Origin of the sequence: Leptotrichia shahii, from assembly GCF_008327825.1 — a bacterium.
Lineage (GTDB): Bacteria > Fusobacteriota > Fusobacteriia > Fusobacteriales > Leptotrichiaceae > Leptotrichia > Leptotrichia shahii.
In genome coordinates, this window is sequence record NZ_AP019827.1 from 1,586,364 (window position 1) to 1,602,198 (window position 15,835).

General features: G+C 30.6%; 12 protein-coding genes. All 12 read right to left on the bottom strand.

From position 1 onward, the window contains the following. Nucleotides 1-55: 55 nt before the first annotated feature. The 12 genes from F1564_RS07340 to F1564_RS07405 all read right to left on the bottom strand — a co-directional run bounded on the left by F1564_RS07340 (nucleotide 56) and on the right by F1564_RS07405 (nucleotide 15,617). Nucleotides 56-1,042, bottom strand: coding sequence for an SPFH domain-containing protein (locus F1564_RS07340; RefSeq protein WP_018451186.1), 987 nt, complete (start codon nucleotides 1,040-1,042; stop codon nucleotides 56-58). Between the two features lie 29 nt (nucleotides 1,043-1,071). Beyond that, the gene (locus tag F1564_RS07345; protein WP_018451185.1) at nucleotides 1,072-1,761 is read right to left on the bottom strand and encodes a PspA/IM30 family protein; all 690 of its coding nucleotides are present in this window, start codon (nucleotides 1,759-1,761) and stop codon (nucleotides 1,072-1,074) included. A 24-nt stretch (nucleotides 1,762-1,785) separates the two neighbouring features. Beyond that, nucleotides 1,786-2,838, bottom strand: a complete 1,053-nt coding sequence (locus F1564_RS07350) for a hypothetical protein (protein WP_018451184.1) — start codon at nucleotides 2,836-2,838, stop codon at nucleotides 1,786-1,788. 156 nt (nucleotides 2,839-2,994) lie between these two features. Continuing rightward, entirely contained in the window at nucleotides 2,995-4,239 is a 1,245-nt protein-coding gene (locus tag F1564_RS07355; RefSeq protein WP_149201931.1) for an RNA-guided endonuclease InsQ/TnpB family protein, read from the bottom strand. A gap of 617 nt (nucleotides 4,240-4,856) precedes the next feature. Next, nucleotides 4,857-5,852, bottom strand: a complete 996-nt coding sequence (gene queA / locus F1564_RS07370; RefSeq protein ID WP_018451182.1) for a tRNA preQ1(34) S-adenosylmethionine ribosyltransferase-isomerase QueA — start codon at nucleotides 5,850-5,852, stop codon at nucleotides 4,857-4,859. Nucleotides 5,853-5,983: 131 nt separating this feature from the next. After that, on the bottom strand, nucleotides 5,984-7,057 hold the full coding sequence (locus F1564_RS07375; RefSeq protein ID WP_018451181.1) for a hypothetical protein: 1,074 nt from the start codon (nucleotides 7,055-7,057) through the stop codon (nucleotides 5,984-5,986). Nucleotides 7,058-7,127: 70 nt separating this feature from the next. Further along, entirely contained in the window at nucleotides 7,128-8,300 is a 1,173-nt protein-coding gene (gene prmC / locus F1564_RS07380; RefSeq protein WP_018451180.1) for a peptide chain release factor N(5)-glutamine methyltransferase, read from the bottom strand. Next, entirely contained in the window at nucleotides 8,293-9,375 is a 1,083-nt protein-coding gene (prfA, locus tag F1564_RS07385) for a peptide chain release factor 1 (protein WP_018451179.1), read from the bottom strand. The genes prmC and prfA overlap by 8 nt, the downstream gene beginning before the upstream one ends. Nucleotides 9,376-9,645: 270 nt before the next feature. Next, nucleotides 9,646-10,470: a diacylglycerol kinase gene (locus tag F1564_RS07390; RefSeq protein WP_018451178.1), complete on the bottom strand. Its 825-nt coding sequence runs from the start codon at nucleotides 10,468-10,470 to the stop codon at nucleotides 9,646-9,648. Nucleotides 10,471-10,508: 38 nt separating this feature from the next. Then, a complete protein-coding gene (ybeY, locus tag F1564_RS07395) occupies nucleotides 10,509-10,979 on the bottom strand; it encodes an rRNA maturation RNase YbeY (protein ID WP_018451177.1) in 471 nt (156 codons plus the stop codon). Nucleotides 10,980-11,028: 49 nt separating this feature from the next. Beyond that, a complete protein-coding gene (locus tag F1564_RS07400) occupies nucleotides 11,029-13,086 on the bottom strand; it encodes an HD family phosphohydrolase (protein ID WP_018451176.1) in 2,058 nt (685 codons plus the stop codon). 62 nt (nucleotides 13,087-13,148) lie between these two features. Next, nucleotides 13,149-15,617, bottom strand: a complete 2,469-nt coding sequence (locus tag F1564_RS07405; RefSeq protein ID WP_018451175.1) for an ATP-dependent DNA helicase — start codon at nucleotides 15,615-15,617, stop codon at nucleotides 13,149-13,151. Nucleotides 15,618-15,835 lie beyond the last annotated feature (218 nt).

A 15,835-nucleotide genomic window follows, 5' to 3' on the forward strand; every position in this document is an offset into this window, starting at 1 on the left:
AAATAGATTTATTTTTCTAATAAATTTTAAATGAATTTAGTATTGATTCATAAAACTAATATAATTTTGTTCCACATTCTGGACAAAATTTACTTCCATTTGTCTTTGTTCCACATTCTGGACAGAATTTTGGAACAGTTGTATTTCCTGAAGATTGATTATTTTGTGATGCCTGATTATTATTATTTGGGGCTTGGTTTTGCTGATTCATCTGATTTGCCATCTGCTGTCCCATCATCATTCCCATTTGCATACCTGCAACGTTTCCAGCCATATTTCCTGCACCTGTTCCATTTTCCATAGAGTCAGCCATTGCCATTTGAGTATACTTGTTTACATCCCCAACCATACTTTGTCCTGCTGCCTTTTCCTGCATACGTTTTATTTCTTCTGGATAATTGAAGCTGGAAATAGTGAAACTTGGAATGCAAAGTCCGATTTTTCTCATTTCAAAATCCATATCTTCTTTAATCCCATTTCCAATTTCATAAGAATTAACCTGAAGGTTAAACATATCTTTTCCTTCTCTAGCTATCCATTTCATAAGAAGCTGATCCAGCATTGAAATTACTCTTTCTTTTACATCATCAATATTATACTGCTGCTTAATTCCAGCAATTTTATCAATAAATACATTATAGTTGTCAACTTTACAAGCCATTACGCCAAAAGCTCTTATTGGCATTCCTCCTGGAAGTCCTGGTGCTGGAATATTAATAGCATTTTTAGTTCCCCATTTTACAGTAACTTCCTTTGTATTGATAAAAAGCACTTCAGCTCTCATTCCTGAATTAAATCCAAACTTAAATCCTTTTAATGTCGACAAAAAAGGAACTATTTGTGAAACGACATCATAACTTCCTTCATCTTCAAAAACACCTTCTATTTTTCCATTAGAAAGAAAAATTGCATCTTGCCCAGGTCTTATAATTAATTTTGAGCCTTTTTTTATTTCTTTATTTGACCATTTCCAAAAAAGAGTCTCATCATCATACTGCTCCCATTCTATAACATTGGCAAGCTGATTTCCAAATAATCCCATTACAGATTTCTCCTTTCAATTTTTATTTTTTATATTCCCATTTCCTTTTTCAATCTTTCAAGTTCGTCATCAACCGCAGATGAATTTTCCTTGGATTCTGCATCATCATATTTCTTCATAAGATCACCAACTTCATCCCTTTTTGGAGAATTAAGTTCTATACTTGCATTTGCTTCGTCCAACATTCTATTAGCCTTTTCTTCAACAGAATTAAATGCATCCATTTTCCCGCTTATACCAGTAGAAGATGATAATTTACTAATTTTTTGAGCAGATTTTGCCATTTTTATTTTTGTCTTTATTTCATTTCTTCTAGCATTAAGTTTTTGTATATCCACTGTAAGTTTATCATGCATTTCTCTCATTTTTAAAGAGTTTTCAACCGCAACCATTTTTTCCTTTTCAAGCGATTCTAATTTTATTTTAATAGATTCCTTTTTTTCCAAAAACATTCTTGCATCAGCTTCATTTCCAGCTTGAAGGGCTTTTTTCGCATAACTTTCCATTTTTTTAATTTCATCTTCACATTCCAAAACTTTTCTTTTTGCTGCGCTTTCCTGTGCCATTACAGCAACTGTTTCAGCCTTTACACTCCCAAGATCCTTTTCCATATCCCTTAAATACTGATCTATCATTTTTTCAGGATCTTCCATTTTATCCAGCACCGCATTAATATTTGATGCCATTATTGTTTTAAATCTTTCTAAAATACCAGCCATTTTTTATTCCTCCAATATATTTTTTTATTTATTCATATAGTAAAATAACAATCCCAATGCTATTACAGCCAATATAACTGCAATAGCTATTTTTACAGCCGATTTTGGATATTCTCCGACTATTTTCCCATTTTCCCCATTTATAACAATTTGATAAGATTTCCCATTAAACGAATAAGACATTGAATATACAGGTAATAGTAAAAGCCTGTAATATTCATCGCTCCAATAGACAGAATATCTTATATCTCGTACTCTGTCATATCTTCTTAGCACATCTGAAGAAATTGTATTATAAATTTCATTTTCCATTTTTACTTTAGCTTCTTCGTAGCCTTGCCTCATGGAAATTTTAAAAATTTCAGAATTGTACCCTGACAAATATCTTGAATCAAAATTTATCGTATTTTCCACATTAAATCCTCCAAGACTTTTTAAAAGCCTGTCATTTAGCGTTCTGGAAGCTCTCATTATGACATTTCTGAATTTATTTTCAACTTCTCCACTTACATAATACCAGTCTGTAACTATCCTTGTCTTCGTCTTTCCATCCTCTTCGTAAGTTTCCGTTCTATCAATCCCTCCCTGAGCGGTATATTCACTATCTGCATTATTGTCAAAAGACCAGTATGGAAGATATATTCCAGTTATTTTTCCGCTTTGATACAAATTTTTTAAAACATTCGGAGCAAACCATCTTCTTTTTATCCAATTTGAAAAAAGATTCCCTATCTCTCTTTTATCCACAATAAAAGGTCTTATTCCATCAGGCTCTAATACAGATACCGCCTTTTCGCTCAACACGATATTTGTATCGCAATAAGGGCATTTTTTTGAAGTTTCAAGTGGTTCCATCTCGACCATAGCTCCGCAGGAACTACATTGAACAATAGTTTTTTCTTCAGATATTTTACTTTTTATCCTTTTTTCATAATCATCTATATCGTGTCTTTTATGTGTAAAAACTTTTGGCAATTCTTCTTCTGTTTCACAATTCTCACATTTCAGATTCCCAGATTTCGGATCAAACCGCATCATTCCACCACAATTTTTACATCTAAAATCATCACTTTTCATTAAAATACTCCTTGACAAAAGGTTTTTAACCTCAAGTTAAATAAAATTTAATAAATAAACATAGAATCTCCAAAGCTCTGAACCTCCCATGACTAAAGTCGCAGGGTTCTAAAATCTTTAAAAATATTCAAAAATTTTCTAAGAAGTTTGATAGCTTTACACTACCCTTATTCTTTTAGGCGTGTTCAGCTCACCTCTATTGTATAGGACGCTTAAGTCCACAACTTTACTTTTTCTTAATATATTTAATGCTCCATTACAATCTGCATTTAATTGATAGTCTTTACTTGTTTGATACAGTCCTCTTTTTATTCTTCTTCCACTGAATATATATTCTTGTAGATTTTCTTTATCATATATTGGAATTTTATCTCCATCAAAGAAACTTGCTTTTGAGGTATAACTTTCTTCTTGCAGTTTAAATTTTATTCCATATAGTTTACATAGATATATTAATTTATCTCTTAATTTTCCATATGGTATATTTACAAAGTTTTGATTATTTATACTTCCAATATTTGATTTTCTTTGAAAATCTTCATTATATCCTAAAACTAGTTTTCCTATATCATTATTAAGACAATAATTTAATATTATTCTTGCTGCTTTTGAAAGATAATCTTCTATACGATTGTTTCTCTTTCTAGTTATTCTCTTTTGCCTTAATGTTATATGCTCTATCTTTTGTTTATCTTTAATGCTTTGCAATGTTGCATTTGTCTTATTATAGTATTGATTAATTGATTTTAATTTTCTACCATCTATTATGAATGAAGCTCCAGTATTTGTAACACAAGTACAAAGATTATCTATACCTAAATCTATTCCTAGTGCATTGTTTTCATTTAATTCCCTTTGAACTTCTTCTACTTCATAAATGTATTGAATTTCAAAGTACCTAGAATGTTGTTTTGGTATTATTCTAATCTCTTTTATCTTCTTGCCTTTCAATACTGGTGGTAGTTTTATTGCGATTTCCTTATGTGTCTTTCTAAATGAATTTGAATAAGGAACTATCAGTATATCATCTTTTAATCTTACAAAACCTATAACAAGAGTAGTAAAACCATCTTTAGCAAAATATTTAGGTAATTTTATTTTACCATTATATTTACCATTCTTAGCAAGTTTTAAAAGTCCAAAAAATGATTTGAAACTTCCGTCTACTTCTTTTAGAATTTGTTGAGCCATATTAGAATTTAACTTCTTATAGTTCTCACTATTTTTAAGCATTTTATAGTTTTCGTTATAACTTAAATACTTTTTCTTATTAAAATAGTATTGTCTAATATTATATATAGCTTCATTAGTTAAGTTCTTGGCTATATGAGATAAATATTTTAAATTCCTAAACTCCTTTTTACTAAGATGTTTTACTTGTTGTTTTAAAGTTAAATACATAGATATCACCTCCTTTTCATCAGAGATATTATACCATGTATTCTACATTTTATCTGTAAAAAAAGTAATATCTTTTATTTATTTTTAAATATTTTTAAAGTTTTTAAAACCCCACAACAGTGGGAAGCGTCGTTCACATAAGTTCGCTACTACTTATGCAGTTCTCTTGGCATATACACTCCTTAATAAATTAAGGAGATTAGCCTTGAACTTCTTGTTATCTCTAACAAGCACAGACTATATCTTATCCATAGTGTATCTCAATACCTTAGGCGAAACCACTTCCAATACCTATCGCTTGTATTGTACTCCCCTCACGAGGGATAGTCGTTGAACTTTCCTTTTCAGGCTTAGCTGCTGATTGTCTATTATCATAATGTTTAGGATTTAACCTTGCATCATCTAGTATATTTTTTCTGCTTTCGCTACCTTCACACTTATACCATATTTGAACGAAGGTATTATGTTGTGGTTATACTAGCTTTAAGAGTTCCCAGCAGTTCAGTTTCTTTGTTGCACGATTTTGCTCCGTGTCTACATACAAGTTTCCCTATATGCTTACTAAAATTTTCGTGCAATTTATCTCACGACTAAAGTTGCGAGTGTTCTTGCACTATTTAATAAAATCTATATTTCTCTTCAATAGCCTTTTTATAAGCCTCAAAAATAAATTCTTTTCCACCAAATGCTGAAATTAGCATAATTAACGTAGATTTCGGCAAATGAAAATTTGTAATTATCGCATCAACAATTTTAAATTTATAATTTCCATAAATAAAAATACTTGTATTTCCTTCATCTGCCATAAGTTTTCCATTTTCATAAGCAGCTGATTCCAATGTTCTTACTGATGTCGTTCCTACTGCAATCACACGATTTCCATTTTTCTTAGCCTCATTGACAATTTTAGCCGTTTCATCAGGCACTCGGTATTTTTCACTGTGCATTTTATGATCCAACACATTTTCCACCTTCACAGGTCTAAATGTCCCAAGTCCCACATCCAAGAATACTTCCGCAATAATAATTCCTTTTTGACGAATTTTTTCTAATAATTCTTTCGTAAAATGAAGTCCTGCAGTTGGAGCGGCAACAGATTCCCCCTCTTTTGCATATACAGTCTGATATCTATTCTTGTCCTCCAGTTTTTCAGTAATATATGGTGGAAGCGGCATTTCTCCCAACCTATCCAAAATTTCCTCAAATCTTCCTTCAAAACTAAATTTTACAACTCTATTCCCATCATCTTTAATTTCTAAAAGCTCTGCCTCCAGAATTCCTTCCAAAAATATAATTTTCTGCCCAATTTTCAACTTTTTCGCAGGTTTTAGCAAAACCTCCCACGTATACAAATCATATCTTTTTAAAAGAAAACATTCAAGCACAACACCATTTTCTTTATGACCTAATAATCTTGCGGGAATAACTTTTGTACGGTTAATTACAAGAACATCGCCTTTTTTCAAATAATCTATAATGTCATAAAATTTTTTATACTCCAATATTTTTTCTTTTTTATTTAACACTAACAATCTTGAATGATCTCTTGGATTAACTGCATGCTGTGCTATCAGCTCTTCAGGCAATTCAAAATCAAAATCTGAAATTTTCATTTAAATTATTTTTCTCACTTTCTATTATTTTTTATATTCCCTCTTTTCATTCTTCCTTTTTTAAAGGAAACAGGGAATTTAATAATTCCCTGCCAATTTCCATAATTTTTATGTATTTTAAATATATCCTATTAATATGCACTTCCAATTTCAAATGTTTTATAAGTATCTACTCGGTTATACCATCCTTGCAGCCATCTGCTTTCATTTCTTGGAGCATTTCTTACACGTCTGGCTAATATGTCTTTAGCAGAATTGCTAAATTCCACTAATGCACTTTGTCCAGTCGCTGTCCCCTTCATATTCTCAAGCACTTGTCTTAATCCCCAAGCAACATTATTATATGATGAAACACCTTTTAATCCCTCACCTTTGAAATTTACATAGTCAATTAATGCATATAGCCCATTGGGAGTATTTACCATTCTTTCAAATTGATTTTTTAAATTTTCTTTATTTGAAGAAGCCTGTATCATTTTGTCAAGCGAACCTTTTAGCCTGTCATAAATAAACATTACTTGAATATCCCTTGTACTGTCAAAAAATGCAATTAATTCTTGAATATCCCTATCACCACTAGCTTTTTTAGACATCAACTCTGATTTGCTGTTCCAAGGAGAATGTTTAAATTCTGCAAGTAATTTTGGCAATGTAACACCTTTTTCCTTATAATAGGCAATCATATCAGGTAAGCTGTCTCCAAATCCGCTTCTTCCACCACTAGCCTTAAACCACGTGAAATGCCCTATTCCAAGTGACGGAAAATTTTCTCCATCGTTCCAGTCAACTAGATTATTTCTAACTCCACCAGTTTCGTTTTGGAAAATTTTCTCCGCTACAGCGAGCAATTGTTCCCTTGATAACTTCATATCGGGCGTTCCTTGCTGAGTTTTTCTGTTTGCTGTATAAGTGTTTACATTTGGACGTTCGTAACTTCCACTATCACGCATATTTTTCAAACTTGTATTTACATTTAAATCTATACTTTTATTATTATATTGATCTTTAATTAATTTTTCCAATTGAGAATTATTAGTTTTAGTTGAAGCCACCGATGCAGGTTCTGTTTTAGGCGTGCTTACGCTTTCAATGTTCCCTTTTAACGACACCTCCTTAATATTTTCACTTCCAAATGATACTATTGAGTATGCTAAACTCAATAACGATACTCCTGTTCTTTTAAAAAATCTCCTATCACTAATCATTAACTCATCTCCATTCTTTTTTTAAATAATTTTTATATTTTTTAAATACTAAAAATCATTTAATGCTTAATTAACTTTCAATTTTATTTATAATTTTCTGTCCTACAACAACTCTATCCAATCCCGCTAAATCCTTTATAACTTCAACATTTTTAAGACCAGAGCTTGTCATAATTTCTATAATATTTTTCGCCTGCTTATAGCCAATCTCAAATAATAAATACCCAAAATTAGCTAAATAATCAGATGCCTTCCGACAAATCTCGTAATAAAAATATAATCCGTCATTTTCTGCAAAAAGTGCTTCGCTTGGCTCATGTAATAAAGCGTCATCTGACATAATACCAACTTCACTAAGGGAAATATACGGCGGATTTGACACTATCATATCAAACTCTCTAAATTCAACATTTTCAAATAAATCAGATTTCAAAAATTTTATATTTGAAACCTTTAAAATCTCTTTATTTTTTTGAGCAGTTTCAAGCGCTTTTTCTGAAATATCCACACCTAGCACATAAGAACCTTCTATTTCTAATGCAGCTGTAATCCCTATTATACCACTTCCAACACCAATATCAAGTATTTTTGGATGAACTTTTGAATTTATATTGTCTTTATCCACAAAATCTTGAGTTTTTAAAATATTATGCTTCAGAATATCTATCATTTTTTCAACTAAGATCTCTGTATCTTGGCGTGGAATTAAAACTCCCTTGTCAACGTAAAATTTTCTTCCATAAAATTCTTGCTCATTTAGCAAATATTGAACCGGAAACTTTTCACGTCCAATTTTTTGAATAAAATATCTGATTTTCTCGATTTTCTCATCTTCAATATCATCTCTATACTTTGTAAAAAGCATCATTCTATCAATATTCAAAACATGTGAAAATACAATTTCTGCAATTAATTTACCTTCTTCAATATCATTTTTTTTAAGATATTGAATACTTTTGTCAAGCAGCAATTTTAATTGTTTTTCAGACTTTACTATATTTTCAAAATCGTTATCACCAAATATATTTTTTTCTTTTGATTCATTTATAACTTCATTTAATTTTTCTCGAATTTTTTTTAACTCATTTTCTAATAATATTCTCTCAAATTCAGCATACAGCATAATTCTTTCCATTTTCATTACTTCAGCAATTATGCTTTCCGCTGTTAATCGAGCATTCTTTATATTTTTTTTTTCCAAATAATTAACCGATTTATTTAAAATATCCAGCAAATTATTCATTATTATTTCCAACCTCTTTCAATAATTCAGCTTGTTCATAAGCTATCAAGGCATCTATCATTTCATCCAGATCCCCATCCAAAATTCCTTCAAGCCTATGAAGCGTCAATTTAATCCTGTGATCCGTAACTCTTCCCTGTGGGAAGTTATAAGTTCTGATTTTTTCAGATCTATCTCCACTTCCAACTTGTGAACGTCTTTCGTTTTCAACTGCACTTCTTTGTTTTTCGCATTCTATTTCATACAATTTAGAAACTAATACTTTCATTGCAGCTTCCTTATTTTTTATTTGCGAACGTCCATCTTGTGAAGTTACCACAAGTCCAGTCGGCAAATGGGTAATTCTTACAGCAGAATCAGTAGTATTTACGTGCTGTCCACCTGCACCGCTCGATCTGTACGTATCAATTTTTAAATCACTTGGATTAATTTCAACTTCACTTACATCATCTATTTCAGGCAATACTGCGACTGTAATTGTAGATGTATGAACTCTTCCTGAAGATTCAGTAGCTGGAACTCTTTGTACACGATGAACTCCACTTTCAAATTTTAACCTTGAATAAGCTCCATGTCCTTTAATCAAAAATGTTACTTCTTTCAGTCCACCGACACCGATTTCATTTTTTTCAATAATTTCAGTTTTCCAACGGTTTCTTTCTGCATATCTTGTAAACATTCTGAAAATATCAGCTGCAAATAATGCCGCTTCATCTCCACCTGCTCCAGCACGGATTTCCATGATAACATTTTTATCATCGTTGGGATCCTTTGGAAGTAAAAGAACTTTTAATTCTTCTTCAAGATGTGGAATTTCTTCTTCAATCAGATGAATTTCTTCATGCATCATTTCCTTCATTTCTGCATCTTTTTCAGATTTTAAGTCTTCTTTTAAACCTTCCATTTCTTCTCTACGGTTTTTGTAATATGTATATTTTCTAACAACTTCATCAATGCTGTTCAAAGCCTTATTGTACTCCATAATTTTCTTTGGATCTGATACAACTTCAGGATCCATAAGCATTTTTGTAAGTTCCTCGTGCTTTAGGACAACATCGTCTAATTTTTGAAACATAATCTATTTTCCAACTCCTAAATTCTCGATTTTATTTAAACAATTTGTAATCAAAATTATTTTTGAACCTTAATTATATTTAGATATTGCTAACAAGGTGTTAAGACCTCTTGCTTCAGAATATTTATTTTATTAAATTCTGAGTTTGTATAATTACCAAACAGGTCTACTAATCTTTTTAATTATCTAAAATAAATTTTCTCAATAATTCTTTTTCAGATAACTTTTAACGTTAGATATTATAGCACATTTTTTAATCTTTTTCAATTTTTAATTATACAAAATTCCAAATTGCATCATTATAAATAATATAGCAAATGCAACTGAAAACCCAAGCAGTCCACCCGCCAGAACTTCCCTAATACTATGAATCCCAGACTTAACTCTGCTTTGAGCAACTAATGCAGCCATAAAGAATCCCAAAACCAGTATTCTTATATCCGAAGTCATAAATGCCAATATTCCAAAAGCTGCAAAGGCTATCGCACTATGTCCGCTGGGCATACCGCCTTCAAGCGGCGTACCTTTTCTAAAAAAAGTTTTTAAAACAATTACCAAAATTGAAACTAAAATTAATATCAAAATTGAAATATTACCTTTTCTACCAGCTATAACGTGCAATTTATTCGCACCATCAAAAATATCCAGTAATTTATCATAAAACAGCAAATATCCCACACAAAGTGCGTTAATCGCAGCAACCAGAACCGCTCCAGCCGCTACATCCTTAGCCAATTTTGCAAGTGGATGCCGTTCAGGAGAAACCAAATCAATGATTGCCTCAACTGCAGTATTTACAAGCTCTGTAATTATAACAAATGATACTGATAATGAAATTATCAAAATTTCCACTTTGCTCGCATTTATAAGAATCGCCAAAATTACAATAATAATTGCCGCAAGTATATGAACTTTCATATGCTTCTCATCTTTCAATGCAGAAATTAACCCTTCAATAGCAAAATTAAAACTGTCAACAAGTCTTTTATCCCTTGCCCTTTCCTTTTTTATATCCCAATTATATCTATTCTTCTTATGAAACAATGAAAATATTGATCTTTTCTTTTTTTTATCATTATTTTTATTTTTCTCCATTAAATTTTCTACTCCTTCCTAAATTTTTTGTAAAAAATTTATCTAATATAATTAAATTTACTCAAAATTTCTTCTTCCCGCTTTCTCATAACAATCTTATCTTCTTCCTCAATATGGTCATATCCCAGCAAATGCAACATTCCGTGACATAAAACATAGTAAAATTCACGTTCATCAGAATGTCCATATTCACTAGACTGCTCTCTCACACGATCAATTGAAATTACAATGTCACCTAACATATTGACTGCTCCTACGTTTTCTGTTTCATTGTAGGCAAAAGAAATTACATCAGTTGGAGCATCCTTTTGACGATATTCACGATTTATTTCCTTAATTTCCTCATTTGTTGTAATCAGCAGTGAAAGATAGTATTCATTTTTGTCAAAATTTTCCTTGTATTCATCTTTTAAAATATAGCTTACAAATTCATTTATTTTTTCTTCATCGAAGAAACTGTCAATTTTTTCAATACTATAAGTTATGTCTATTTCTATTTTTTTTTTCATTTTTTATACCTTCTCCATTTTCTAATTAGATATATTCAATAACCTAAATTTATTTATGTTTTTTAGTTCTTTCATCCATTTTTGGATATTTTATTCTTTCATGATAAACACCTTGTAGCGTATTTATAAATGATTGAATAACTTTCTCCAGTTCTCCTAAAGTTAAATCAGAATCGCTTAATTGCTTGTCTTCAATTTTTGATTTTACTAAATATCGGATAAAATTCTCAATTCCTTCTTTGCTCTTATTTTCAAGTGTTCTTGTAGCCGCTTCCACTGTATCTGCCAGAAGGATTATGCCTGATTCCTTTGTTTTCGGCTTAGGCCCACTGTATCTAAAGTTGCTTTCTACAACCTTCTCACCGTTTTCTAGTGCCTTATAGTAAAAATATTGAGTCAAGGTTGTTCCATGATGCTGCAAAATCACATCTAATATCTCCTTTGGCAATTTACTCTCTTTACCCATTATATATCCATCTTTTGTATGTGAAGTCAATATTAATGCACTTAATGACGGCTTTATCTTATTATGCGGATTAATTCCATCTCGCTGATTTTCCACGAAGAATTCTGGACGCTTCATTTTTCCAATATCGTGATAATACGAAGCAATTCTTGCAAAAGTGGCATTCGCTCCTATACTTTCAGCCGCCCCTTCAGCCAATGCTCCAACCATTATACTATGATGAAAAGTTCCTGGAGCTTTTATAAGCAGCTGTTTAAGCAGCGTGTGTGAAAAGTCGCTTAATTCCAGCAATTTCATTGTTGTCAAAATATCAAAGTAATCTTCAAAATATGGTAACACCGCAAGCGACATCATTCCAGTAAGAATACCAGAAAATACTGAAAATACTATCATTAACATAATTAATCCTAAATTTGACTGATTTACCATTCCATAGCTAAATGCCAGCAATGCCTGAAATATCCCCAAAAAAAAGCTCAATTTAATAATATCACTTCTACCAACAAGATCATCTGCCTTATAAATCGCAACAAGTGAAACTGCTATTGTCACAAAAAACCACGATTCCTCCTGAGATAGCATAACCATATTAGAAAATGTTACAATAATTGCATAAGTTTTATTTCCTAAAATTGTCGAAATAATTGGGAGCATTGCAAAGGGAAGTAAGTAAATAAGAAACTGATTATTTAAAAATAAAACATAAAACATATTTACAACTATTATTGTAATCAATGTCGGATAAAATGCATTTGATTCTACAATTTTTCTTACATTTTTTTTGAGGAGATAATATATTAAAATTAAAAGTAATGAAAATGTTGTTACTAGCCCAACTGCTTTTTTAAACTTATCTTCATTTCTTACCAAATTCAGTTTTTCCAACTTCAAAAATGCATCTGAATCAATTATTTCGCCCTTCTTTACAATAATATCTCCTTTGTAAATCTTTATTTCCTTATCTCTCAACGACATCATATTATCTGCAATTTTTTTCTTTGTTGCTTCCTTATTTATGACTAAATTCGGCTTTATAAAATTTTGAAGAACTTTCATATCCAAATTATCAGCCTGTATATCCTTTCTTCGGATTATTTTTGGCAAATTCTCCATTTTATAAATTCCTGTGCTGTAAATTTCAGACATAATCTCATTAAGATTTACAGAATATTCTACATTTTCTGTTCTTGCCGCTATCTCTCTAATATCTGCATTAGTAAATGTATATTTATTGTCTTTTATATATTTTTCAAGAGTTGCGTCATCAGATAAATTCATATTTCGAATATCACGTAAAAATTTATTAAGTAAAATTACCGTTTCTCTATTTACATCCTTTATTTTATCAAATTCAGGCTGTGTTGTCTTCACTATTTTTTCTTCAATGCTGTCATCTAAAATATCTACAAAATACGATACATTTTTATAAGCCACAATATCAGATTTTGCAATACTTCCAACATTATAGTTTATATTTAGTCTTGACATTTCTATAATTATTCCAAATATCATAAATGTTATCGCCAAAATAGCAAATCTAAACATAAATCTATTTTTGATATAAGATTGGGATTCATTATTTTTTTTCTTTTTTTCTTTTATTTCAAGAAGAAATTCCCGCCCTAATATATTTACTCTCATTTTCCCTATCCTTTCCTAAATTTTATAAGCCTCCCTTTTTATTTTTATCGTATTTTAAATTTTTATTTCATTCTCTTTAAAATCTCATTTTTACTTTCAACTACTCTATTCCTTGGAAGAGCAGCCAAAAATTTCTTCCCATACATTTTTTTTATTATTCTATTATCAAGAACTATTATATTCCCGCTATCCGACTTACTTCTAATAAGCCTTCCAATTCCTTGCTTAAATTTAATTACAGCCTGTGGAACTTGATAATCATTAAACGGATTTTGTCCATTTCTTTTAATATTTTCAATAATTGCCTCTGTCACAGGATCATTTGGCACCTTAAATGGCAATTTTGTAATAATTACCGATTTCAGCTGCTCTCCTTGCACATCGACTCCTTCCCAGAAACTGTCTGTACCAAATAATATTGGATTTTTAGAATGTTTAAATATTTCAATCATTTCATGACGGGGAAAATCATTTTGCCTTATAAGCGTATATTCCTTTTGTGAAAACCGTGATTTTATTCGGTTATATAAAAAATTTAAGGTACTGTACGAAGTAAATAATAAAAAACAATGCCCCTTCGTACTTTTTATCGCTTTTTCAACAAATCCTTCCAAATCCCTCATAAACTCAACATTCGTTGGATCAAGTGCATCTTCTGGAATATAGACTTTCATTTGCTTTTCATAATCAAATGGTGATTTTACAATTTTTTCGTCTATTTTTTTATGTTTTTCCTTTATAAGTCCGATACTTTTTTTGTAATAGTCAAATTTATTGTCAACAGCAAGTGTAGCTGAAGTAAAAATCATCCTATCCATTTTCGTAAACAAGTTGTCATTCAGTTCATCTGAAATATCAAAAGGTGTCGCATACAATTTTACATTTGGACGTACTGTTGTAATATTTGCCCAGTAGACATAGCCTTCCTCTTTTCCTTCTAAAATAAACTCAAACTTTTTATAATATTGCTTCAGTCTTTCATAATACCTTGAAAATTCAAATAAAAATCCATCCTTATCTTCAAGATTATAATTGTTCACTTTATTCAGAAATTTATTAATTTTTATAACCAAATTTCCATAATTTTCCTTAAACTGGCTATTTAGTTTCATTGCCTCACGAAAAAACTTGCTCCCTTGCATTTTTTCCTTATCAATTTTCATTTTAATTTCCCTATTATCATTATTTTCTGAAAAAAGACAAGTCAACTTATCAAAAATATCAATTCCCTTATCATAAAATTTATTCAGTTCTTCAACAACATCTTCCTTCAATTCATCAACTTCTTTGTATTCTTCACTTGAAAGGCTTTCATTCAAGTAAGTCAAAAGTCTTACAAGAGCCCCTCCATTACTTGATTTCACTACACGTCTATTATAAATGTTTCCCATAAGCCGTCCAAATGAAATTTTTGACGTTTCAAAAGTAAAATAATTTCTAGCAGTATCTTCAATATTATGAGCTTCATCAAAAACTACAATATCATAATTTGGCAAAATCGAATAATTTGTGTAAAATCCAGTTTGATTTCTAATTGCCAAATCAGCAAAGAACATGTGATGATTCACAATAAGAAGCGTCGCATCTGAAATATTCTTTCTCGCATTAAAAAAATGACATTTTGAATAATATGGGCATTTCACGCCTTTGCACATATCAGCTTCACTATTCACTTTTTCCCAAATACTGTTTGAAATTTCATATTTCAGCTCATTCCTGTCACCTGTCTTTGTAACCTTTCTATCCCATTCGATAAGATTTCTTATAATATTTTTTTCCTTTTTTTCATCTTCTGTATCCGTTTCCTTATCAACAACCTCCAAATTATAAAGTTTCCTTTTACAAAGATAGTTCCCTCTTCCTTTCACAATCTGGTAATTAAAATCTTCATCAATAATTTTTTTCAAAAGCGGAATATCCTTATTAATAAGCTGTTCCTGCAAATTAATCGTATTTGTAGAAACAACTACCTTTAGATTATTTTCAATAGCATAAATCAATGTAGGCAAAAGATAAGCAATCGTCTTTCCAGTCCCAGTCCCAGCTTCCACTATCAGCTTCTTATTCTCATTCATACTTTTTTCAATAAACTTAGCCATTTCATACTGCTCCCGCCGTACTTCAAATTTACCAAAATTCCTATGGATAACTCCATTTTCTCCAAAATAATCATCAATATCAATTTTTATAAATTCTCTTAAAGGCACAACTACACAAATATCATTCACATCGTTATTTACAATATATGAAGCTCCTCCAACTTCTCCATACATACTAGAAATATTCACATCTTCATCAGACGGAATCAGCACTCCAGATGGATGATTATGTATTATAACCTCATTTTTTCTCATCATATTCAGTAATGCAGCAACAGAGCTTTCATTTCCCCTAGCAATAACCTCAAATTCAGAAACAATTCCCTTTTCATCAGGAATCCCTCTAAAAAATACTTCATTTCCGCTAGCCTCCTCAATCTCTATCCTCATCTCATTTGCTGCTTTTTTACTAATAAATTCAGAAATTTTCATTATTCCTCCTATACTAAAGATTTTACTATATAAAAAGTTTTTTTTCAACTTTTCTTTACAAAAAAATAACCATTGCTTATACAACAATGATTATTTGTTTAGAAATTAATTTTTCTTTTTTTATTCATTTCATTTTTTTTCTTATTTTGGTCTATTCTCACTGGTTTTGTTACTTTTTTACTCACATCCTTACTATGTGCCTCCAACGGTATTGACAA